This is a genomic window from Duffyella gerundensis, assembly GCF_001517405.1.
Lineage (GTDB): Bacteria > Pseudomonadota > Gammaproteobacteria > Enterobacterales > Enterobacteriaceae > Duffyella > Duffyella gerundensis.
In genome coordinates this window covers 3,445,135-3,468,144 of sequence record NZ_LN907827.1, presented here as the reverse complement: position 1 = coordinate 3,468,144, position 23,010 = coordinate 3,445,135, and the positions used below count along the sequence as shown (strand labels likewise).

The 23,010-nt window shown below is 55.1% G+C and carries 21 protein-coding genes; 16 read left to right on the top strand and 5 right to left on the bottom strand.

Annotated features, from left to right (window positions below; translation table 11 throughout):
• Window positions 1–248: 248 nt before the first annotated feature.
• The 5 genes from yjbE (at window position 249) to psiE (ending at window position 4,581) form a co-directional block, all read left to right on the top strand.
• Window positions 249–497 carry an exopolysaccharide production protein YjbE gene (gene yjbE / locus EM595_RS15885; protein ID WP_067434305.1) on the top strand — a complete coding sequence of 83 codons (249 nt, stop codon included), beginning with the start codon at window positions 249–251 and terminating at the stop codon, window positions 495–497.
• 75 nt (window positions 498–572) lie between these two features.
• Entirely contained in the window at window positions 573–1,220 is a 648-nt protein-coding gene (locus EM595_RS15880) for a YjbF family lipoprotein (RefSeq protein WP_067434302.1), read from the top strand.
• A complete protein-coding gene (locus EM595_RS15875; protein ID WP_067434299.1) occupies window positions 1,217–1,960 on the top strand; it encodes a capsule biosynthesis GfcC family protein in 744 nt (247 codons plus the stop codon). Before EM595_RS15880 ends, EM595_RS15875 begins: the two co-directional genes overlap by 4 nt.
• On the top strand, window positions 1,960–4,050 hold the full coding sequence (locus EM595_RS15870; protein WP_067434294.1) for a YjbH domain-containing protein: 2,091 nt from the start codon (window positions 1,960–1,962) through the stop codon (window positions 4,048–4,050). Before EM595_RS15875 ends, EM595_RS15870 begins: the two co-directional genes overlap by 1 nt.
• A gap of 135 nt (window positions 4,051–4,185) precedes the next feature.
• Complete coding sequence (psiE, locus tag EM595_RS15865; RefSeq protein WP_067434291.1) at window positions 4,186–4,581, top strand: phosphate-starvation-inducible protein PsiE; 396 nt, start codon at window positions 4,186–4,188, stop codon at window positions 4,579–4,581.
• 88 nt (window positions 4,582–4,669) lie between these two features.
• On the opposite strand, the gene malG is transcribed toward psiE, so the two are convergent.
• The 3 genes from malG to malE all read right to left on the bottom strand — a co-directional run bounded on the left by malG (window position 4,670) and on the right by malE (window position 8,383).
• On the bottom strand, window positions 4,670–5,560 hold the full coding sequence (gene malG, locus EM595_RS15860; RefSeq protein ID WP_067434288.1) for a maltose ABC transporter permease MalG: 891 nt from the start codon (window positions 5,558–5,560) through the stop codon (window positions 4,670–4,672).
• A 12-nt stretch (window positions 5,561–5,572) separates the two neighbouring features.
• Window positions 5,573–7,108: a maltose ABC transporter permease MalF gene (gene malF, locus EM595_RS15855; RefSeq protein WP_067434285.1), complete on the bottom strand. Its 1,536-nt coding sequence runs from the start codon at window positions 7,106–7,108 to the stop codon at window positions 5,573–5,575.
• 78 nt (window positions 7,109–7,186) lie between these two features.
• On the bottom strand, window positions 7,187–8,383 hold the full coding sequence (gene malE / locus EM595_RS15850; RefSeq protein ID WP_067434283.1) for a maltose/maltodextrin ABC transporter substrate-binding protein MalE: 1,197 nt from the start codon (window positions 8,381–8,383) through the stop codon (window positions 7,187–7,189).
• Between the two features lie 337 nt (window positions 8,384–8,720).
• On the opposite strand from malE, the gene malK reads away from it, so the two are divergent.
• From malK to ubiA, 5 genes are all read left to right on the top strand, one after another.
• Complete coding sequence (gene malK, locus EM595_RS15845) at window positions 8,721–9,869, top strand: maltose/maltodextrin ABC transporter ATP-binding protein MalK (RefSeq protein WP_067434280.1); 1,149 nt, start codon at window positions 8,721–8,723, stop codon at window positions 9,867–9,869.
• Complete coding sequence (locus EM595_RS15840; protein WP_067434273.1) at window positions 9,866–11,185, top strand: maltoporin; 1,320 nt, start codon at window positions 9,866–9,868, stop codon at window positions 11,183–11,185. The genes malK and EM595_RS15840 overlap by 4 nt, the downstream gene beginning before the upstream one ends.
• Before the next feature lie 87 nt (window positions 11,186–11,272).
• Window positions 11,273–12,196, top strand: coding sequence for a maltose operon protein MalM (malM, locus tag EM595_RS15835; protein WP_067434269.1), 924 nt, complete (start codon window positions 11,273–11,275; stop codon window positions 12,194–12,196).
• Window positions 12,197–12,340: 144 nt separating this feature from the next.
• Window positions 12,341–12,865 carry a chorismate lyase gene (ubiC, locus tag EM595_RS15830; RefSeq protein WP_067434267.1) on the top strand — a complete coding sequence of 175 codons (525 nt, stop codon included), beginning with the start codon at window positions 12,341–12,343 and terminating at the stop codon, window positions 12,863–12,865.
• A gap of 22 nt (window positions 12,866–12,887) precedes the next feature.
• Window positions 12,888–13,754, top strand: coding sequence for a 4-hydroxybenzoate octaprenyltransferase (gene ubiA / locus EM595_RS15825; protein ID WP_222938579.1), 867 nt, complete (start codon window positions 12,888–12,890; stop codon window positions 13,752–13,754).
• Between the two features lie 145 nt (window positions 13,755–13,899).
• Here the strand turns inward: ubiA and plsB are convergent, their stop codons facing one another.
• Window positions 13,900–16,323, bottom strand: coding sequence for a glycerol-3-phosphate 1-O-acyltransferase PlsB (plsB, locus tag EM595_RS15820; RefSeq protein WP_067434261.1), 2,424 nt, complete (start codon window positions 16,321–16,323; stop codon window positions 13,900–13,902).
• Window positions 16,324–16,451: 128 nt separating this feature from the next.
• Between plsB and EM595_RS15815 the strand changes: the two genes are divergently transcribed.
• From EM595_RS15815 to EM595_RS15800, 4 genes are all read left to right on the top strand, one after another.
• Window positions 16,452–16,835, top strand: a complete 384-nt coding sequence (locus EM595_RS15815; protein WP_067434258.1) for a diacylglycerol kinase — start codon at window positions 16,452–16,454, stop codon at window positions 16,833–16,835.
• Window positions 16,836–16,926: 91 nt separating this feature from the next.
• A complete protein-coding gene (lexA, locus tag EM595_RS15810) occupies window positions 16,927–17,541 on the top strand; it encodes a transcriptional repressor LexA (protein WP_067434255.1) in 615 nt (204 codons plus the stop codon).
• 131 nt (window positions 17,542–17,672) lie between these two features.
• Complete coding sequence (gene dinF, locus EM595_RS15805; protein WP_067434252.1) at window positions 17,673–18,995, top strand: MATE family efflux transporter DinF; 1,323 nt, start codon at window positions 17,673–17,675, stop codon at window positions 18,993–18,995.
• Between the two features lie 241 nt (window positions 18,996–19,236).
• A complete protein-coding gene (locus EM595_RS15800) occupies window positions 19,237–19,449 on the top strand; it encodes a CsbD family protein (protein WP_067434248.1) in 213 nt (70 codons plus the stop codon).
• Between the two features lie 67 nt (window positions 19,450–19,516).
• Here EM595_RS15800 and zur read toward each other — a convergent pair whose 3' ends face one another.
• Window positions 19,517–20,032, bottom strand: a complete 516-nt coding sequence (zur, locus tag EM595_RS15795) for a zinc uptake transcriptional repressor Zur (protein WP_067434245.1) — start codon at window positions 20,030–20,032, stop codon at window positions 19,517–19,519.
• Between the two features lie 449 nt (window positions 20,033–20,481).
• Between zur and EM595_RS15790 the strand changes: the two genes are divergently transcribed.
• Window positions 20,482–21,771 carry a conjugal transfer protein TraF gene (locus tag EM595_RS15790; RefSeq protein WP_067434243.1) on the top strand — a complete coding sequence of 430 codons (1,290 nt, stop codon included), beginning with the start codon at window positions 20,482–20,484 and terminating at the stop codon, window positions 21,769–21,771.
• A 114-nt stretch (window positions 21,772–21,885) separates the two neighbouring features.
• Window positions 21,886–22,881 (top strand): tRNA dihydrouridine(20/20a) synthase DusA, encoded by a 996-nt coding sequence (dusA, locus tag EM595_RS15785; RefSeq protein WP_067434237.1) that lies wholly within the window; start codon window positions 21,886–21,888, stop codon window positions 22,879–22,881.
• The last annotated feature ends 129 nt before the right edge of the window (window positions 22,882–23,010 follow it).

The following is a 23,010-nucleotide window of genomic DNA, read 5'->3' as shown; positions in this document are numbered from 1 at the left end:
AAAAGTAAATTTAGGTAAAAAAGTGGTTTGTCTCATTCAGGCACCAATTTACGCATTAATATATCGTTTTACTGGCTATTGGGCCGAAACTCGCCGCAGTAAATTCCCTTTCGTGCCGATTAACCGCTGCGTTGACCTCGACGCGTGAACAGGCGTCCCACTAATTTCTTTATTTCGCTTGCCTTATACTGAGCGCGCCCGCACTCGCGGGCACCTTCTCCATTCATCCATATGAAGGGAAATACGTTATGAAAAAAGTGATATATCCGATCGCCATGCTGTGCGCGCTGGGCCTTTCTGCTCATGCGTTTGCCGCACCGGTTGAAGTGGGCGCTGCCGCTGGCGCGCAGGCGAATACGATCTCAACAGGAACGACCACGGCCGTGGGTATCGGCGCGCTTGGCGCGTTGGTGGGTGTCGGCATTGCGGCCTCTGGCGGCGGTGACGGTGCAAATACCGGTACAACAACCACGACCACGACAAGTACGACACGTTAATTAAATAACAATTAATCCATAACCACACTGCGGTGTGGTTATTTTTAGCTGGCAAGCTTATTTCAGGAACACACAGTGCGTCATATTCCATTGCTGGTTTTATGCCTGCTTTTGCAGGCCTGTACCCAGACGCAAAAAGGTCTGGAAGATACCGTTGAGTATGCCGTTAGCGGCCCGGGTGACGTCACCGTTACCGATCGTCAGGTTGCTGACCTGCCTTACGCCAGTATGTATTTGCGCGTGAACGACGGGCAGCGCATTTTTGTGGTGCTGGGCTACAACGAGCAGGGCCAGCAAAAGTGGGTCACGCAGGATAAAGCGATGCTGGTCACCGAACACGGTCGGCTGGTTAAAACGTTGGGCCTGAGTGACAACCTGCTGGATATCAACAATCTGCAAAACGATCCGCTGCGCGATCCGCTGCACCTGTCCGAACAGAGCAGCTGGACGCGCACGCTGAGCTGGACCGAAAACGGTCAACTGCGTGCCGCCACGGCGGTGTCTCACTTTTCACGCGGCACCGATGAGGTGCTGACGCTGGCAGGTGAAGCGGTGCCATGCCGCGTCTGGCTGGAAGAGGTCAGCGTCGATGCGCTGGGTAAACGCTGGCAGAACCGTTTCTGGATCAATAATTCCAGTGGTCAGGTGCTGCAAGCGGAACAGTCTCTTGGTGCAGATTATCTGCCTGTTGCCACCACCATTCTGAAGCCGGCGCAATCATGAAAAAAATCTCTTTAATACTGGCAGCGCTGCCGCTCTGCCTGACCGCCGCCGCGTGGGCGGATGCGCGGGTTAACGTTCATTTTGCCGGCAGTGATGCGGTGCAACAGCTCGATAAAATCAACAATGTGGCAGAGCTGGCAACGGCGCCTGCGCTGAACGGCCGTGGCTGGTGGCAGGGCGCACTGATTGCCAACAGCACCAGCAGCGCGGTTGCCCGCCAGCATTATCAATCGGTAATGGCCTCCCTGCGGGCGTTGGCCGCCGACAGTAGCGGCGAGGATGCGGCGGCGATCAACAGTTTGATTCAGCAGCTGAGCACGCTGAAGGTTGCCGGACGTCTGCCGGTTAATCTGGATGCTGACTGGGTGCGCCTGCGTCCGGAAGCCAACCGTACCTTATTGGGTGAATATGATCTCTGGCTGCCGACCAAACCTCATCAGGTGCTGCTGTTTGGCCTGATGCAGCAGCCAGGGCGTGTTGCCTGGCAGGCGGGCCAGGACGTGCGCGACTATCTGCAGGGACACGAGCGTCTGGCGGGCGGTGAACGCAGCGTGGTCACGGTGATCGCCCCTAACGGCGACACACAAAGCGTGCCGATCGCCTACTGGAACCATCGCCACGTTGAAGTCATGCCGGGAAGTATCATCTGGCGCGGCTTTTCCAGCTGGGCACTGCCTGGCGCCTATGACGATCTCAACCAACAGATCGTGACCCTTCTCTCGCAGCGGATCCCTGACTGATGAAAACACGTTATTTACTCAGCCTGGCGGCGGTCTCTGTTGCAGCGGCCTGTCAGGTGCAGGCGGCGAGCTGGGAAGCACCCGTTGGCCCATCGCAGTCTGACTTTGGCGGCGTCGGCCTGCTGCAGGTTCCTACTGCGCGAATGGCGAAAGAGGGCGAGTTCAGCCTGAACTTCCGCGATAACGATCAGTATCGTTACTACTCGGCATCACTGCAGCTGTTCCCGTGGCTGGAAACCACCGTGCGTTACACCGATGTGCGCACGCGCCGCTACAGCGCCGTCGACAGTTTCAGCGGCACACAGAGCTACAAAGATAAGGCGTTCGATCTCAAACTGCGCCTGTGGCAGGAAGGGTACTGGCTGCCAGAAGTGGCGCTGGGCACGCGCGATCTCGGCGGCACCGGCCTGTTTGACAGCGAATATCTGGTTGCCAGCAAAGCCTGGGGACCCTTTGATTTCACCTTTGGCCTCGGCTGGGGCTATATCGGCAACAGCGGCAACGTTAAAAACCCGTTCTGTGAATACAGCGACAGCTTCTGTAATCGCGGGGGGGATAACACCGCCGGGTCGATCAACGGCTCGCAAATGTTCCACGGTCCGGCGGCGCTGTTTGGCGGCGTTGAATACCAGACGCCGTGGCAGCCGCTGCGCCTGAAAATGGAATATGAAGGCAACGATTACCAGAATGACTTTGCCGGTCAGCTGGAGCAGCGCAGCAAGGTCAACGTTGGCGCGATTTATCGTGTTACCGACTGGGCCGATGTCAACGCCAGCTATGAGCGTGGCAACACCTTTATGTTCGGCGTCACTATTCGCACCAACTTTAACGAGCTGCGTCAAAGCCACATCGACAGCAGCAAGCCCGCTTACGATCCGCATCCTCAGCCGCTGCTGTTGCAGTCAACCGTGGTGGCGGATCAGCTCACCGATCTGAAATATAATGCCGGTCTCGACGCGCCGAAGGTTCAGGTTAAAGGCAACACGCTGTACGTCAGCGGCGAGCAGTATAAATATCGCGATACCGTTGAAGGCGTGGATCGCGCCAATCGCATCGTGATGAATAACCTGCCGGAAAATATCGACACCATTCGCGTGACGCAGACCCGCTTCAATCTGCCGCAGGTGACCACCGAGACTAACGTCGCCAGCCTGCGTCAGTCGCTGACCGGTTATCCGCTGGGCCATGAGCAGAAGCTGGCGCAGAAACGCGTCGATCCGGTTGATCCGGGCGCGACCGAACAGGGGCTGTTTATCGCGCCAGAGCGCCTGAACTTCAACCTGTCGCCGGTGCTGAATCAGTCGGTTGGCGGCCCGGAGAGCTTCTATCTCTATCAGGTCGGCGTGATGGCGAACCTCGATTACTGGTTTACCGATCACCTGCTGGTGGGCGGCAGCCTGTTCGGTAACCTCGCTAACAACTACGACAAGTTCAACTATAACGGCGCGCCATCTGACTCCTCGCTGCCGCGCGTGCGCACGCATATTCGTGATTACGTTGATAACAATGTCTACGTCAACGATTTGCAGGCGAACTACATGGGCCAGCTCGGCAACGGCTTCTATGGCCAGCTCTACGGCGGCTATCTGGAAACCATGTATGGCGGCGTCGGCGGCGAAGTGCTTTATCGTCCGCTCGACTCACGCTGGGCGGTAGGCGTAGACGCCAACTATGTTCGCCAGCGCGACTGGGACAACATGATGAAGTTCAACGATTACAAGGCACCAACCGGCCATATCACCGGTTACTGGCAGCCTGAATTCGTGGATAACGTACTGTTGAAAATGAGCGTGGGGCAATATCTGGCGAAGGATAAAGGCGTTACCGTCGATCTGTCGAAGCGCTTTGACAGCGGCGTGTTGGTGGGCGTTTACGCGACCAAAACCAACGTCTCGGCAGATGAGTATGGCGAAGGCGACTTCACCAAAGGCTTCTATATTTCGATTCCGCTGGATCTCTTCACCGTCACGCCGAACCGTGGCCGTGCGCAGGTCAACTGGACGCCGCTGACGCGCGACGGCGGTCAGATGCTCGGCAGGAAATATCAGCTCTACAATCTCACCAGCGATCGCGATATTCGCTGGCAGTAAGGCAGACAGGGCGGGGATTCCCGCCCTTTTTTCATCCCATCCCCGCTTTTTCCACTTTCTCGTTCTGTGCCATATTGTGATCCAGCTCACAACCCATCATGATAGCGCTAATTTTCAATGATCTAAGGGCATGACATGACAGGCAAACATATTGCCACTGGCCTGCAGTGGGTGCTGAATACCGGCCTGCTGATTCTCGCTATTATCCTGATTATCTTTCTCGGCAAAGAGACCATTCATCTCGCCAATGTGCTGCTTAATATGGGCGAGCAGGAATCCTCATTTCTGCTAATCGAAGGGATTGTGATCTATTTTCTCTACTTCGAGTTTATTGCGCTGATCATTAAGTACTTTCAGTCGGGCTACCATTTTCCGATGCGCTATTTTATCTACATCGGCATTACCGCCATTATTCGGCTGATCATTGTCGATCATAAAAATCCGTTTGATACGCTCTGTTACTCCGCGGCGATTCTGATTCTGGTGATGACGCTGTGGCTGGCAAACAGCAACCGTCTGCGCCGGGAATAAAAAAAGGCGGCCATCAAGGCCGCCGAGACACAGAGAACAGCTAATAACTAACAGTGGCAACAGCAAAAATAACAAGGACAACAGGAATTTAGCCTTTAACGCCGCCAGCGGTCAGACCGCTCACCAGCCAGCGCTGTGCCAGCAGGAACACCAGCGTAATCGGCAGGGCAGAGAGCACCGCGGCAGCGGCAAAATCACCCCATAAATAGTTTTGCGGATTGAGATACTGCTGCATCCCGACCGCCAGCGTATAGCTGTTAACGTCACGCAGCAGCAGCGACGCCACCGGCACTTCGGTCACCGCCGCAATAAACGACAGAATAAACACCACCGCCAGAATCGGCACCGACAACGGCAGCAAAATCAGGCGGAAAGCCTGCCACGGCGTGGCACCATCCAGCGCCGCCGCCTCTTCCAGCGAACCATCGATGGTTTCAAAGTAGCCTTTTATCGTCCAGACGTGCAGGGCGATGCCACCAAGATAAGCAAACACCAGCCCGGCATGGGTATTCAGCCCAAGAAACGGGATGTACTGGCCGATGCGATCAAACAGGGCATACAACGCGACCAGCGACAGCACCGCCGGGAACATCTGGAAAATCAGCATGCCTTTTAGCAGGCTCGCCTTGCCGCGAAAGCGCAGACGGGCAAAGGCGTAGGCGCAGGTCGTGGAAAGCGCCACGATGCCTACCGCGGTCAGGATCGCGACTTTGATCGAGTTCCACAGCCAGAGCAGCACCGGGAACGGCGGTGGCGTGACGCTGCCGTTCTCATGCGTCACCGCAAAGCCCAGCGCCAGCTTCCAGTGATCCCAGGAGATCTGATCCGGCAGCAGGCTGCCGATCGCGTAGTTTCCCGGGCGCACCGAGATCGCCACCACCATCAGCAGCGGATACATGATCAGCGCGATAAAACCAAGCAGCAGCAGATGCGTCAGCGCCAGCCGTACTTTTTGCGTGCGGGGTTGCACAATCGCCATGAATCGAACTCCTTAATCAAATTTCATGCGGGTGGCTTTCAGGTTGAGCAGCGCCAGGCCACCGACCAGAAGGAAGATCAGCGTGGCAATCGCCGCCGCCAGGCCAAAGTCTTGCCCGCCGCCGCCTTCAAACGCGATGCGCCAGGTGTAGCTCACCAGCAGATCGGTATAGCCTGCCGGCGTGGTGGTGCCGATGCGATCCGGGCCGCCGTTGGTCAACAGCTGAATCAGCACGAAGTTATTAAAGTTAAACGCGAAGCTGGCAATCATCAGCGGCGTGAGCGGCTTCAACAGCAGCGGTAGCGTAATACGGAAAAAGTTCTGCGTGGGCGTCGCGCCATCCAGCGCCGAGGCTTCGTAAAGGTCGTCAGGAATCGCCTTCAGCAGGCCCATACAGAGGATCATCATGTAGGGATAACCCAGCCAGCTGTTGACGATGATTAGCATCAGCCGCGCCAGCGTAGGATCGCTGAACCAGCCCGGTTTAATACCAAACAGGCTCTCCAGAATCAGGTTAATCTCGCCGAAGCTCTGATTAAACAAGCCTTTGAAAATCAGAATGGAGATAAACGCCGGCACCGCATAAGGCAGAATCAGCAGTAAACGGTAAGTAGCGCGGCCACGCAGCGCTTCCCACTGCATCAGACAGGCCAGCACCATGCCGACAGCAACGGTTAACAGCACGCTGATGGCGGAGAAGAATACCGTCCAGAGAAAGATAGCGAAGAACGGCTTCTGGATACCCTGATCGGTAAAGACGCGCAGGAAGTTTTTCCAGCCAACGGTGACGGTAAAGCCGGGACTGAGCTTGTCGCTGTTCCACTGGTCGGCACTGTTTTTGGTCTGGTAGAAGCCGGTATCGTGATTCGGCCACCACACCTGATGGGTTTCGCGATCGGTTAACTGCTGACGATCGCCCACCTGATAACGCGGCTGGGTAGCGGCAAACTGACGCAGCGAACTCATGCGCAGCTGGCTGCCGTCGGGCAGACGGGCGGTGATCTGGCTAAGCGCCTGGCGATTTTGCGTAATGGCACGCAGCTTTGCTGAGGCGGTCGCGGGCAGGGCGGTGGCAGGTTGCAGCGTTAGCGTCTGTTCACCCGCGCCAAACGCGAAGGGGGCGGAAAGAAAGCGCTGGCCGTCGCCGCTCTCAAGCAGCAGCTGCCACTTCTCTTCCGCCGGATAGAGGCTGAAGTTATAGCGCAGATCGGACTGGAACTGGCGATCGAGCAGCACCTGCTGCGCCCGTTCAAACGAGAGTTGGTTGCTGCTGCTGTAGTTGGTAAAAGCGATGCCGATGGTACAGGCGAGCGGAAAAAGCACAAACAGGCCCATGCCAGCGAGCCCCGGCCAGACATAACGCCAGGCGGAGGCGCGACGCTGGGCAAAAATCGCCAGGCCAGAACCGAGCAGCAGCAGCGTTAAAATAGCGAACAGGTATTCACCCTGCACATACATCAAAACGATCAAATACGCAGCCAGCAGGGCGCTGGCAGCAAGGGCCAACCACTTCAGGGCATCATGCGGCGACCAGGCAGTTTTGGTCATGAAAAGTTCCTTGAGCGGCACGTAGCCGAAATAGTGTGTTAGCGGGCTCCGGTTTTTGCCCGAAGCCCGCCCTGTCCGTTACTTCGTCAGGCGTTTTTGCGCATCGTCCAGCGCGGCTTTTACGCTCTGGCGATGGTTAATGGCGTTCAACACCGCGTTACGCTCGGCATACCAGAAAGCGGCCATTTGCGGCACGTTCGGCATCACTTCGCCTTTCTGCGAGTTTTCCATGGTGGCGGCAATTTTCTCATCCTTCGCCAGCTTCTCCTGGTAGGATTTCAGCGCAACTGCGCCTAACGGCTTGTCAGAGTTGACTTTTTCCAGGCCCGCTTCGGTGATCAGATAGTTTTCAATGAACTCTTTCGCCAGCTCTTTGTTCGGGCTGGCGGCGTTGATGCCCGCGCTCAGCACGCCAACAAACGGCTTCGACGGCTTGCCTTTAAAGGTTGGCAGCAGCGTCACGCCATAATTCACTTTGGCGCTGTCGATGTTGCTCCACGCCCACGGCCCATTTATGGTCATCGCCGTTTCGCCTTTATTGAAGGCAGCTTCAGCAATGGCGTAATCGGTATCCGCGTTCAGGTGCTTGTTTTTGATCAGGTCGACCAGGAATTGCAGGCCCGCCTGAGAACCCGCATTGGCGACGCCAACATCTTTGAGGTTATAGCTGCCGTCAGCCTGTTTTTTGAAGGCGTAGCCGCCATCGGCTGCGGTAATCGGCCAGGTGAAGTAGGGTTCCTGCAGGTTAAACATAATGGCGCTCTTGCCTTTGGCGCGCATCTGTTTGTCCAGCGCTGGGATCTCTTCCCAGGTTTTTGGCGGGTTCGGCAGCAAATCTTTGTTGTAAATCAGCGACAGCGCCTCGGCGGCAATCGGGTAACCAATCAGCTTGCCGTTGAAACGCACCGCGTCCCACGTGAAGGGATAGAGTTTGTCCTGAAACGCTTTGTCCGGCGTCACTTCTGCCAGCAAGCCCGACTGCGCATAGCCGCCAAAGCGGTCATGTGCCCAGAGAATGATGTCCGGGCCGTCGCCGGTTGCCGCTACCTGAGGATATTTCTCTTCCAGCTTATCAGGATGCTCCACGGTGACTTTGATGCCGGTGTCCTTCTCAAACTGCTTACCGACTTCGGCCAGGCCGTTATAGCCTTTATCGCCGTTGATCCAGATGACCAGCTTGCCTTCTTCGATTTTCGCCAGCGCAGCAGCGGGCATCAGCGCGGCGGAAACCGCAACGGCGATAACAGCATGGCAAGCAAATTTGAACTTTGACATATCCCTTTCCTCTAAGTGTGAGCGGTTGTCGTAACGCAGGCAGTCTGCACAGAACGCCATGCGGGCTCATCATCCCCGCCTCTACGCCCTGCGTGGCAGAAGTGTGATCGCCGCAGCTAATCCCCCTGTTTTTGCCTGCCAGCGCACACAAAACTCCCCCTTTTTTTGCCTTGTCGATCACGAAATTCTGCCGCTGGCCCCGTGCGTCACCCTTTTTCTGCGCGGCTCATCCTCCCGTCTCCTCCCCCGTAAAAAAAAGCAGGGCGGAGGAGTTGGAAGCTGCCGCTTTGCCACAGACTGCCTGCCATTGAATAAGCGCTGAACAAGAGGAAGCGGGATGGCAAGCGTGGTGCTGAAGGATGTCACCAAAACCTGGGGCGATGTTGTGGTGTCTCGGGATATCAATCTGACCATCGCTGAGGGCGAATTCGTGGTGTTTGTCGGGCCATCAGGCTGCGGCAAGTCAACGCTGTTACGCATGATTGCCGGGCTGGAAGAGATTACCTCGGGCGAGTTACTGATCGGCGATCGGCGGATGAACGAGGTGCCTCCGGCTGGCCGTGGCGTCGGCATGGTGTTTCAGTCCTATGCGCTTTATCCCCATCTGAACGTGGCCGAAAACATGTCGTTTGGCCTCAAGCTTGCCGGTAAGGCTAAGGGCGATATTGAGCAGCGTGTAAGCCAGGTTGCCGACGTGCTGCAGCTCGGCCATCTGCTTGATCGTTTGCCGAAGGCGCTCTCCGGTGGCCAGCGTCAGCGCGTGGCGATTGGCCGTACGCTGGTGGCAGAGCCGGGGGTTTTCCTGCTCGATGAGCCGTTATCGAACCTCGATGCTTCGCTGCGTGTCCAGATGCGTATTGAGATTTCCCGTCTGCATAAGCGCCTGCAGCGCACGATGATTTACGTCACCCACGATCAGGTCGAAGCGATGACGCTGGCGGACAAAATTGTGGTGCTGGAAGGCGGTCATATTGCGCAGGTCGGCAAGCCGCTGGAACTGTATCACTATCCAGCGAACCGCTTTGTGGCCGGGTTTATCGGCTCACCCAAAATGAATTTCCTGCCGGTAAAAGTGACGGCAACCGCCATCGATCAGGTGCAGGTGGAATTACCGAATCATCAACAGGTGTGGCTGCCGGTCGACAGCACCGACGTGCTGCCGGGTAGCAATATGTCACTCGGCATTCGCCCCGAACATCTGCAACCGAGCGACGTCGCTGACGTCACGCTCTCCGGCACCGTTCAGGTGGTGGAACAGCTCGGCCACGAAACACAAATCCATATCCAAATTCCTGCGCTGCGTCAGAACCTGGTATACCGCCAGAACGATGTGGTGCTGGTAGAAGAAGGTGCCCATTACGCCATCGGCCTGCCGCCGCAACGCTGCCATCTGTTTCGTGAAGATGGGCGCGCCTGCCGCCGGTTACATCAAGAGCCGGGTGTGGATGCAAGCACATCATTAAATATAACAGGAGAACATCGATGATTATGCTGCGCAAATACCCTCTGGCCGTGGCAGTGGCCGCAGCGGTCATGGCTTCCCAGGCGGGAGCTGTGGATTTCAAAGGTTACGCTCGTTCCGGCATTGGCTGGACTGGCAGCGGCGGTGAGCAACAGTGTTTCCAGGCTACCGGCGCCAACAGTAAATACCGTCTGGGTAACGAATGCGATACCTATGCGGAAATCCAGCTTGGACAGGAAGTGTGGAAAGAGGGCGAGAAGAGTTTCTACGTCGACACCATGATCGGTTACGGCGTCTCGCAGCAGAACGATTTTGAAACTGACACGCCTGCTGTTCGCCAGATGAACGTGGTCGGTAAAAACCTGTTTGATGCCTTGCCAGGCGCCAACCTGTGGGCCGGTAAACGCTACTACAAACGTCACGACGTGCACATGATCGACTTCTACTACTGGGACGTTTCAGGTCCTGGCGGCGGTCTGGAAGATATCGATCTCGGTTTCGGTAAGCTCTCTTTTGCTGTAACCCGCAACACCGAAGCGGGTGGTTCATCCTCCTTTATGGCAGGTAATACTCGTGGCGAATCCAAAGATCGCGCCAACGATATTTTTGACGTGCGCCTCGGCGGCATGCAAACCAACCCAGGCGGCTCGCTGGAACTCGGCTTTGACTACGGCAAAGCCAACGACACCGACGGCTTCCGCCAAACTGATCCGGACGCTTCGGACGACGGCTGGATGGCCACCCTTGAGCACACGCAGACCTTTGGCGCGGATACCAGCCTGAACAAATTTGTGGTGCAGTACGCCACTGATGCGATGACGGAAAACCGTAACGGTCGCCCAAATACTGCGCAGAATAACAATGGATCGATGATTCGCGTGATTGACCACGGCGCCATCGACTTCAATGATACCTGGAGCCTGATGTACGTCGGTATGTATCAGGATGTCGACCGCGACAACAACAACGGCACCACCTGGTACACCATCGGTGCTCGTCCGATGTACAAATGGACGCCAATCATGAGCACGCTGTTAGAAGCGGGCTACGACAACGTGAAGAGCCAGCGCACCGGCGATCGCAACAACCAGTACAAAGTCACGCTGGCACAGCAGTGGCAGGCTGGCGACAGCATCTGGTCACGTCCGGCTATCCGCCTGTTTGCAACCTATGCGAAATGGGATGAGAAATGGGGTTACTCCTCTTCTACCGCAGGCAATGACAACTTTGTTGCCGGCTCGCCGAATGCCACTGCCTTCAGCGACACCAGCGCGCGTACGTTCAGCCGCGGCGACAACGATGAAGTCTCCTTTGGTATTCAGATGGAAGCCTGGTGGTAAGCAAAGCGCTTTACCCCTGAGTTAGCGATCTCTTTTGGCCCACCTCCCATTGCCCGCGGAGGTGGGCCCAGATCTGAGGATAATATAATGAAAAAGCAATTACTTGCGCTCTGCCTGTTTCCAGTCCTGAGTTACGGCCTGCTGCCTGCCAGCATCGCCGCTACCACCACCCTAAACCCGCTTAACGTCGCGACGGCACCTGCCATCCCGGCCGCATCCTTACAACGTCTCTCATGGTTGCCGATCTCCCTGCCTGCCTCGCAGGAGATTGTGCTGAACACCTCTTCGCTGAGCCTGAATCAGGGAGATATCAGCGGACCCGTGGCGGCGATTGAACTGCCTGCCGATCAGGGCTCGTTAGAGGTAAACCTCTCCAGCCTGATGAAGAATCGCGAGGTTTACGCGCCAAACGTGCTGGTGCTGGATAATCATATGCAGCCCGCGGCCTTCTTCCCGAGCAGCTATTTCAGCTACCAGAAGCCGGGATTATCCTCAGGTAACCGCCTGGAAGGCACCATGAAGCTGACGCCGGTGCCGGGACAGCAGAAAATCTACCTGCTGATCTACACCACTACGCGCGATCTGGCGCAGACTTCAACCATGATCAACCCGGCCAAGCTCTATGCCGAAGGGGCCAATAACGCTATTCCTGACGTGCCGGACATCACCGTGCGTCACACCTCAACCGGCACGCTGAACCTCAAGGTGAAAAGCGAGCAGAACAGCGGCAACATTATGATTGGCCGTCTGTTTGGCAATAACGATCCTAAGCCGGTTAGCGTAGGCCAGCAGCCCGCCGCCCAGCCGATGACGCCAGCACCGGCACCAGCCCCGGCTGCCAAAGCGGAGCCGATGCTGAACGACACCGAAAGCTATTTTAACAACGGCATCCGTCAGGCAGTCAAAGCGGGTGATATCGATAAGGCGCTGAAGCTGATGAACGAGGCTGAGCGTCTTGGTTCCTCCTCAGCGCGCGCAACCTTTGTCAGCAGCGTGAAAGGCAAGGGATAACATCCCCGCGTTGCTGAGTTGGCAACAGTTGGTGCGCTTCTGGCGCACCTTTTTTACCCCTCCGGCAGCAATTTTTCTCTGGTGGCGTGTTCTGTCACATCCTCTGCGCTACACTGTGTCTCCTCTTTTTTACGGAGATGCCGTATGTCGGATCACGCGCTCCAACGTTTACGTGCGCTAACCTGGTTACCCTCTTCCTCGCCCGAGCTGAGTGCGTCTTTGCTTGACTGGCTGATGGAAGAAGACTCCATGACCCGTCGTTTTGAACGCCATTGCCAGCAGGTCACCGTGCAACCGGTACGCGAAGGGTTTATCACCGCCGCCGAAGCCGGGGAAGAGGCGGCGATGCTGCCTGCGGATGCGCGCTTCTGGTTACGCGAAATTATCCTCTATGGCGACAATCAGCCGTGGCTGGCTGGCCGCACACTGGTGCCGGAAAGCACATTGAGCGGCCCGGAAATGTTGCTGCAAACGCTGGGCACGCGCCCACTTGGACGTTATCTTTTCTCCTCGTCGACTTTAACCCGTGATTTTATTGAGCCAGGCCAGGTCGACGGACTGTGGGGAAGACGTTCACGACTGCGCTTATCCGGTAAGCCGCTGCTGTTAACCGAGCTGTTTTTGCCCGCGTCGCCGCTTTATGGCGATCATCAACAGGGAAATGATTAGGTTGGAAAAGACGTTGCCAAAGATGAGTAAAATGCAGGCGTACTGCCGCCTGATGCGTATTGATAAACCAATTGGCGCACTGCTGCTGCTCTGGCCGACGCTATGGGCGCTCTGGCTGGCGCAGGTTACCGTGCCGCCGGCGCAGGTGCTGATTGTGTTTGTGCTGGGTGTGTTCTTTATGCGTGCGGCGGGCTGTGTGATCAACGATTATGCCGATCGCAAAATCGATGGCCATGTGAAGCGCACGCAGTCGCGTCCATTGGCCAGCGGTGCGGTCAGCGAGAAAGAGGCCAAATGGCTGTTTGTCATCCTCGGCCTGATCTCGTTTGCGCTGGTGTTAACCATGAACCTGATGACCATTCTGTTGTCGCTTGGTGGACTGGCGCTGGCGTGGATCTATCCGTTTATGAAGCGCTATACCCATCTGCCTCAGGTGGTGCTGGGGGCGGCCTTTGGCTGGTCGATTCCGATGGCATGGGCGGCGGTGAGCGAATCGGTTCCGCTGGTGTGTTGGCTGCTATTTTTTGCCAATCTGGCGTGGACGGTGGCTTACGATACGCAATATGCCATGGTCGATCGTGACGATGACCTGAAGATCGGCGTTAAATCGACGGCAATCCTCTTTGGCCGTTTCGACAAGCTGATCATCGGCCTGCTTCAGCTGTTGACGCTGGGACTGCTGGTGGTGGTTGGACTGATGCTGCAACTCAACGCGTGGTTTTACTGGTCGTTGCTGGCGGCGGCAGCGCTGTTTGTTTATCAACAGCGGCTGATTGCCTTTCGCGAGCGCGACGCCTGCTTCCGTGGCTTCCTGAACAATAATTATGTAGGCCTGGTGATTTTTCTCGGCATCGCGCTTAATGCGCCGCCGTTTATCGATCTGTTCTAACGCTGTTCAGCGATAAAAAAAGAGCGGGCCACAAACGGCCCGCTCTTTTTTTGTCATGCTGATTGGCGGCTGGGTGCTGGGTGCTGATCACCGCAAGCCATCATGGCAACACGTGACAACAAAAGGTCACAGGTCGCCGCATGGCCTAATTGTGGGCCACAGCATTCTCAATGGTCATCCGCACATCGTTGGTAACCAGATCGGCAAGAATCATGTAGGTCTGATGCGTCTGTTCAATCTGCGCATCGCCGCTGTCGCTGATATAGCCCTCATCACGCAGCGTCAGCACCAGCGTTGAAAACACCGCTTTATCAAAGAACTCCGGCGCGTTGATGCCATGCAGCACCGACAGGCGCTGTGCCAGCGTGCGGCTCTCTTTCTCCAGCGAACCGCGGTTAATGGCCGGGTTAGCGCTGAGAATTGAGAACGTAATGGCATAACGCTGCAGGGTTTCACGTACGCCCGCTGCCAGCAGCTGTAAGGTACGGAAACGGCCCGCGCTGAGGCGAATGGCATCCTCTTCCAGAATAATCAGCCCCTGCCGCGCCATTTCAGCGCAGAGATCCTGCACCACCGGCGCCAGCTCATCCTGTTCCCAGCGCAGGAAAAGCTCGGTTTTCAACATCGGGTAGATAAGCTGGATTTGACGCAGCAGTTCCTGGCGCGTCAGATGCTGATGCTGCTGAATAATCGCGGCAATCAGCGCAGGCATGACCAGCATGTGATGCACATTGTTGCGGTAATAGGTCATCAACACCGCCTGCTCACGCGGCAGAATGATGATGTCGCCAATGTTATCCTGCTCGATCTCAAACTTATTCATGCTCAGCGCATGGGCCAGCAGCTCGTCAGGCGTCATCGGCGGCACGGTTGAGTCAGTTGAGTAAGGCACGTTACGCAACAGCTGGGTATAGCAGTCGAGCTGTTCAAGCAGCTGTTCGCGGGTCAGTGAGCGCTGACGCGACGCCAGCAGCGCGGTAACGCACAGGTTCATCGCATTCGCGGCACCGGCGTTGTTGATGCGCACCATGACCTTCTGGGCAATATCGTTCACGGTTGGCGTCAGCCAGCTTGGACGTTGCGCTTCGATCGGATCGATAGAATCGCGCCATTCCGGTACCTGATTGTTGAGATAGGTGATCAACGGCAGCGGTTCACCAAAGTTCACGTAGCCCTGGCCGAGATTGCGCAGCTTGCGCAGGCCCTGCAGCATCTGCATAAAGCCTTCTTTCTCTTTTGCCGCACCGCGCAGTTCTTTGGCGTAGGTGCCCACTTCGATAACGTGCTCATAGCCGATATAGATAGGCACCAGCGTGATAGGGCGGTTGCCGCCGCGCAGCATCGCCTGAATGGTCATCGCCAGCGTGCCGGTTTTGGGATCGAGCAATCTGCCGGTGCGTGAGCGTCCGCCCTCGACAAAATATTCTACCGAGTAGCCGCGGGTAAACAGCTCGCCCAGATATTCACGGAATACCGTGGCGTAGAGCTTATTGCCCTTAAAGGTACGACGAATAAAGAAAGCGCCCAGGCGACGGAAAATCGGCCCGGCTGGCCAGAAATTAAGATTGATGCCTGCGGCGATATGCGGCGGCACCAGTCCCTGATGATAAAGCACATAGGAGAGCAGCAGATAATCCATGTGACTGCGATGGCAGGGCACATATACGATTTCATGGCCATCCTGCGCCAGCTGGCGCACGCGTTCGCCGCCGTTAACGTTGATGCCCTGATAAAGTTTGCTCCACGTCCAGCCCATCACGCGGTCGGTTACCCGAATCGCTTCATAGGAGAAGTTAGCGGCAATCTCTTCCATCAGCTCAATGGCATTTTGCTGCGCTTTTTCATGAGAGACTTTTTTGCTGCGCGCTTCATCTTCAACCGCTTTGGCTATCGCTTTCGACTGCAGCAGCTTGTTGAAGAGATCCTGACGGGCAGGCAGGCTTGGACCCACTGCCGCATGACGCTGGCGAGCAAAATGAATGCGTGCCAGCCGCGCCAGTTTTTGCGCAATGCGCTTGTCAGTGCCGTGCTCGGTCGCCATGCGGCGTAACGAGACCATTGGCGAAAAACGCACAAAGCTGTCGCGGCCCAGCCAGGAGACGGCAAAGAATTTCTGTACGCCGTTAAGATCGCGCAGATGGGGACGGGGTTCGCCCTGAATTTCCCGGCCTGGCGCACGGCCAAACATCACCGACACCGGCACCATCTGCACATCAAGGTGCGGATTGCTGCGGTGCAGGTCGAGATAATCATGGAATATTTTAACGGATTGCACACTGGGCGCGTAATAGGGGAAAACGCGCGGGCCGTCATAGATAAAGACGTGCCGTGGTAGCAACATGCCGTCAATTTCCAGCGGTTCCAGCGGATCGGGCAGATCCTGCTTGCGACACTGCGTGCGTAATGCCAGCAGGTCAGCCTTTGAATCATAGGGTAATACATACATAATAGGACGCGATGTATCCAACCCTAATTCAGCCACAGGCTCGGCAGGAATAGCCTTGCTTTTCACCAGAAATGAAAGCGGTACGTTCAACAACTTATAGTAAAGGTTACGCCAACCTGACATAGACAACATGAAGCCTCTTGTTAGCAAAGCGCCGCAAGCATAGCAGAAAGCGCAGCGAAGATCTGTGGTGTTGCAATTCGTGCGCCACCCTGACATTGACGTTAATTATTTAAAAGGGTTCCACCGGCATGGCAAATAACATTACCGGAATCAAACGTATCGTGAATGCGGCAGGCTATTCATGGAAAGGCATCAAGGCCGCATGGCAACACGAAGCGGCTTTTCGTCAGGAAGCCGTTGCGGGTCTGATTGCGATCGCCATCGCCTGTTCGCTGGAGGTCGATGCCATCACGCGCGTCCTGCTCATTGGGTCGGTTATGCTGGTGATCATTGTTGAAATTCTAAATAGCGCCATTGAATCCGTAGTGGATCGTATTGGCAGCGAATTTCATGCGCTTTCAGGTCGGGCGAAAGACATGGGTTCCGCGGCCGTGCTGCTAACGATTTTACTGGCTGTTTTTATTTGGGTAATGCTGCTTTGGCCTCATTTGCGCAATGTTTTCCAAAATTAGTTAAATAGCTATTTTTTACACAATTATAAGTTTGCAAGCAGGATATACCTGTATATACTCACAGCGACTGTATAAACAACCAGGGGGCGAAATGAAAGCATTAACAGCACGGCAGCAGCAGGTCTATGACCTGATTCGCGACCATATCAATCAAAGTGGTATGCCACCAACGCGTGCTGAAATTGCGTCCCAGCTTGGGTTTCGTTCGCCGAATGCGGCTGAAGAGCATTTGAAAGCATTAGCGCGTAAAGGCGTGATTGAAATTATCTCTGGCGCCTCGCGCGGCATTCGGTTGCTGATGGAAGAAGAGAGCAGCGAAGGCCTGCCATTGATTGGTCGGGTTGCCGCGGGCGAGCCGATTATGGCGCAGGAGCACATCGAAGGGCGTTATCAGCTTGATCCTAACCTGTTCAAGCCAAGCGCGGATTTCCTGCTGCGCGTGACCGGCATGTCGATGAAAGATATTGGGATTATGGATGGCGATCTGTTAGCCGTGCATAAAACTCAGGATGTGCGTAATGGCCAGGTGGTCGTGGCGCGCATTGATGATGAAGTGACCGTGAAACGTTTGAAGAAACAGGGCAACACCGTACAGCTGCTGCCAGAAAACAACGATTTTCAGCCTATCGTTATCGATCTGAGAGAACAAACGCTCACGATTGAAGGGCTGGCCGTTGGCGTTATTCGTAACGGCCAATGGTCCTGATTCTGACTCTCAGAATCCGTTAACGCGATTACAGTCATAATGATGCGGCCATGCAGTAATGCGGCCGCATCTGCGCGCTCATTACCCTTTCGCTTTTTTGTCTGCTGCGCCCATGGATGATAAACACGTCAATGCGCTTTTTTACCGCAACTGATAAAAACCTCTGGCGGCTCGCTCTGCCAATGATCCTCTCTAATATCACCGTGCCGCTGCTGGGTTTGGTGGATACCGCCGTTATTGGCCATCTCGATAGCCCGATCTTTCTCGGCGGCGTTGCGGTTGGCACCACGCTAACCAGCTTTGTCTTTATGCTGCTGCTCTTTTTGCGGATGAGCACCACCGGTCTGACCGCTCAGGCGTATGGTGCCAGTGATAAACCGGCACTGGCGCGCGCGTTGGTACAGCCGTTGCTGATGGCGCTGGTTGCCGGCATTATTCTGGTCCTGCTGCGCGAGCCGATTACCCATGTTGCCATGCAAATTGTCGGCGGTGACCCTGCGGTGCAGCAGCAGGCGGCGCTGTTTATGCATATCCGCTGGCTGAGTGCGCCCGCGATGCTGGCCAATCTGGTTATCCTCGGCTGGCTGCTGGGCGTGCAATATGCACGTGCGCCGGTGATCCTGTTGGTGGTGGGCAATCTGGTGAATATCCTGCTGGATCTGTGGCTAGTGCTCGGGCTGGATTACGGTGTGGCGGGAGCCGCAACGGCGACGGCCGTGGCTGAGTATCTTACCTTTCTGGTCGGGCTGGGTATGGTCTGGCACGTCGCCCGGCTGCGCGGTCTGCGCTGGCAATGGCTCAAAGCGGGCTGGCGCGGCGACATCAGCCGCTTGTTACGCCTGAATCGCGATATCCTGCTGCGTTCACTGCTGCTACAACTCTGCTTCGCCTCCCTGACTATTCTTGCTGCGCGGCTCGGCCCAGAAATCGTGGCAACTAACGCTATTTTGCTGATGTTCATCACTTTTACCGCCTACGCGCTCGATGGCTTTGCCTATGCGGTTGAGGCCTATTCCGGCGAAGCGTGTGGAGCCAGAGATAGCCGACAACTGATGGCGGTTTGGCAGGCATCCTGTCGGCAGGCTGGACTGGTAGCGTTGGTTTTCGCCGTTATTTATGCCCTCGCTGGCAATGCCATTATCAACATGCTGACGTCACTGGCATCCCTGCGCGAGTTGGCCGGACACTATCTTATCTGGCAGGTCGTTATGCCTCTGGCCGGAGTCTGGTGTTATCTATTGGACGGGATGTTTATCGGGGCGACGCGCGGTCGTGAGATGCGTAACAGCATGGCAGTCGCTGCTGCCGGTTATGGCCTGACGCTGTGCACATTGCCTTGGCTTGGCAACCACGGTTTATGGCTGGCGATGACCGTATTCCTGCTATTGCGTGGTGTCAGCCTGTGGCTAATCTGGCACAAACACTGGCAAAAAGGCAGCTGGATCCCTTCCTGAAATATTTTGACATATTTCAGCGGCATATATTAACTAACTGATTAAATGTCATTTTTTTCAGTCAGCTATTCATTACTCTGCGCAAAAAACCTTCCTTTACAAACCAAACGGCAAACTCACGGCTTTCAGCTACAATTAACCTTATGAAACGCAATTAAGCAGCGTTTTATCCCGTTTTCTTGAGCTATTGCATAAGTAAACGCTAATTTTCAGCTGTAGAACCTAAGTCGAGGGCACTATTATGAATAAAGACGAAGCCAGCGGTAACTGGAAACAGTTCAAAGGGAAAATGAAAGAAAAATGGGGCAAGCTGACCGATGACGACATGACCGTCGTTGAAGGTAAACGCGATCAGCTGGTCGGCAAGATTCAGGAAAAATATGGTTATGCGAAGGATGAAGCTGAGAAAGAAGTTTCAACCTGGGAAAGCGAGAACAAAGATTATCGCTGGTAAGCCATCAATCATTTCAGGATGATGCTCCTACCCTGGCACACGGATGTGCCTCTCCTCTAAATATTCTCTACTTTCCGCGTTTTTTACTCACCACTGAATGATCGTGATCGCACGCTTCAGGACGCACGCAGGATTCCACTTCCGCACAGTTCGTACACAGCCCATGCGCTTCAATCACGCTATGATGCAGCGTAAATCCCGTCGCTTCAGACAGTTCCTCAATAGTCTTTTCCACGCCGTGTGCATGCTTCTCGCTGACTGATGCACAACGATCGCAAATCAGCATCACCGACGTATGCTTCGGATGATCAAAATGATGGCATACCAGATAGCTGTTGGTTGATTCCACACGGTGAATGAAACCCTGCTCCAGTAAAAAATCCAGCGCACGATAAATAGTAGGCGGCTTGGCCTGAGGCTCGCTGATGCGTAGTTGATCCAGCAGATCATAGGCGCTGATAGCGCCGTTTTGTTCGCTCATCAGGCGCAACACTTCCAGCCGCTGCGGCGTCAGTCGCACACTCCGTTGTTGGCACAATTTTTCCGCCTGCGAAAGAATTTGCTCTGTTACCGAGGTGTTCATGTGGGTTCTCCGCTAATAATGACTTGTTATGTTATCACAACACGGCATTAAAGCCGACGGAGAGAATCTGCCTGGCAGACCGTCATTTTTTTACCATATTCTCTGGTTATAAATGGTATCAACGGTCAGATGCGCTGCAATCGTTAATTTGGCTACACAGATTCCCTTATAGTAAACCCGCTGAGCACCGCTGTAGCTGCCAAATTTATGATTTGCATGCTTAAAAAGATCACGCTAATGTTCAGGCCAGCTAACGCAATGCCAGCAAAACAGGCTCAAACAGAAGATTAGCTAATCAATAATAATCGAAGTGGTTGATAATTAAGCAATCACTCGAACAACCCTACTGATAGCCCTGAATTCACAGCAATAAAAAACCGTCCTGAGCGCATGATGCCATCAGGAAAAAATCCGTTTATTCTCTTTTTTATGCAGGTGGTAGCAGGTCAATGAAAAAATTTTCTGGTTCTCAAATCAGGTTTTGCCGCGTAGCGCTTCTCAATGCCTTAATTTGTGTTCCGTTTACAACATTAGCGGCCAGCAACTATTTCGATGCCCGTAACGATGCCATGGGTGGCACAGGCGTTGCCTCATCAAACTGGGGAACGGCGGCACTGGCTAACCCGGCGTTAATGACCAAAGCGCCGGTGGAATCACACGTTGACATCATCCTGCCTTCGGCCGGTGTGCAGATCAGCGATAAAGATAAAATGGTTGATAAGATTGATGACGTGGTGGATACCGTTGACCGTTATCAGGACGTTATCAACAGCCTGCCGACTACCAGTTTCACCACACGACCTACCCTGGCAAGTCTTGCCGAGCTTCAACGCCTCAATGCGCAGGTGCGGGTTGCCGCTGGCGATATGGCGGACAAGCTGCGCGATCTGCGCAACAACAAGTCGCAGGGCAAAGCGGGTGCCGCGCTGGCAGTGACGGTGCCTAACGAGACGCTGCCGTTCGCCTTTGTTGCTAAAGGGTATGGCACCGTTAGCCTCAGTACCGATGTGAATCAGGGTGATATCGATTATTTGCAGCAGATTGCTGACGGCAAGCGCATTCCCGTTCGCGGCGATGAAGACCGTCTGACTTCCAGTGCCACTGGCCTGGCCGCGATCGTAGCCGATTACGGTATCGCCATGGCGCATCAGTTTGACGTAGCAGGCCATCCGGTTTCTGTGGGCGTCACGCCAAAAATTCAGCAGTCCTGGCTGTTTAACTACAAGGCCGCGGTTTATACCTACGATAAAGATGACGTGACCAACAATCAGTATCGTAAAGACGACACCGGTTTCAACGTTGACGCCGGTATTGCCACCGACGTGGGCGAAAACTGGACGCTGGGCCTCAGCGCGCAGAACCTGATTGCACGCGATATCGAGACCAAAGAAGTCAACGGCTTTAAAGATACCTATCAAATCCGTCCGCTGGTTACCGGGGGGGTGTCATGGCACACCGACCGTCTGACCACCGCTTTTGATGTTGATATGACGCCGACCAAAGGATTTAAAACCGAAGGTGACAGTCAGTATGCTGGCGTGGGTGCGGAATATCGCCTGTTTGACTGGCTGCAGCTGCGTGGCGGTTACCGTGCTGATATGAAATCAAACGACAAAAATGTCGTGACTGGCGGTTTTGGCCTGTCGCCATTTAACAATAGTGTCCATCTCGATCTGGCCGGTTCGGCAGGCGAAGACAAGACTTGGGGCGCAATGGCGAAGATCGGTTTCACCTTCTGATGTGCATAGCGTGATGATACTGACAGAGCGGGGCCATCGTTGGGTGGCCCCGTTTTTTATGTTATGATCGCGCACATTATCAGCACATGTTAACAATCGGACCCGCCGCTTTTCATGACCGAAAAATTCCCCAGCCAACGTTTTTCTATCGCGCCCATGCTCGACTGGACCGATCGCCACTGCCGTTATTTCCATCGCCAGTTAACGCGCAATACGCTGCTCTATACCGAAATGGTCACCACCGGCGCCATTATTCATGGCAAAGGCGATTACCTGGCTTTCGGCGAGCAGGAACATCCGGTTGCCTTGCAGCTGGGCGGCAGCGATCCGGCTGCGCTGGCGCAGTGTGCGGCGCTGGCGGAAGCACGCGGTTACGATGAAATTAACCTCAACGTCGGCTGTCCTTCCGATCGCGTGCAGAATGGTCGCTTCGGTGCCTGCCTGATGGCCGATGCCCAGCTGGTTGCTGACTGCATCAAGGCGATGCGCGATGTGGTGTCGATTCCGGTCACGGTGAAAACCCGCATCGGTATTGATGAACTCGATAGCTACGCCTTCCTGTGCGAATTTATCGAGCGCGTGGCGGATAAAGGTGGTTGCGATACCTTTATTATTCATGCGCGCAAGGCGTGGCTTTCCGGTCTGAGCCCCAAAGAGAACCGCGAAATCCCTCCGCTGGATTACCCGCGTGTTTATCAGCTAAAGCGCGATTTCCCGCAGCTGACCCTCGCCATTAATGGCGGAGTGAAAACGCTGGATGAGGCAAAGCAGCATTTGCAACATTTGGATGGTGTGATGATGGGCCGCGAAGCCTATCAAAACCCAGGCATTCTGGCGCAGGTCGACAGCGAGCTGTTCGGCGAGGCACAGGCAGCGGTCGATTTGATTGCCGTGGTGCGCAGCATGTATCCCTACATTGAGAAAGAGCTGTCGCAGGGCACTTATCTCGGCCATATTACGCGTCATATGCTTGGCCTGTTTCAGGGCATTCCCGGTGCGCGTCAGTGGCGCCGTCATCTCAGTGAAAACGCGCACAAACCCGGCGCGGATGTGCAGGTGGTGGAAGCCGCGCTGACATTGGTGGCGGATAAAATTCCTGCTGCGGTTTAATCGTCAGGCCGCTGCGGCGGCCTGTTAGTTAATATCTCACCACTTCCTGGTTAATATCGCTAAAATCCCGCGACGTAATTTTTATCATCACTTTAAAATCAATAATTTACATTTGAAAAGAACTGGCAC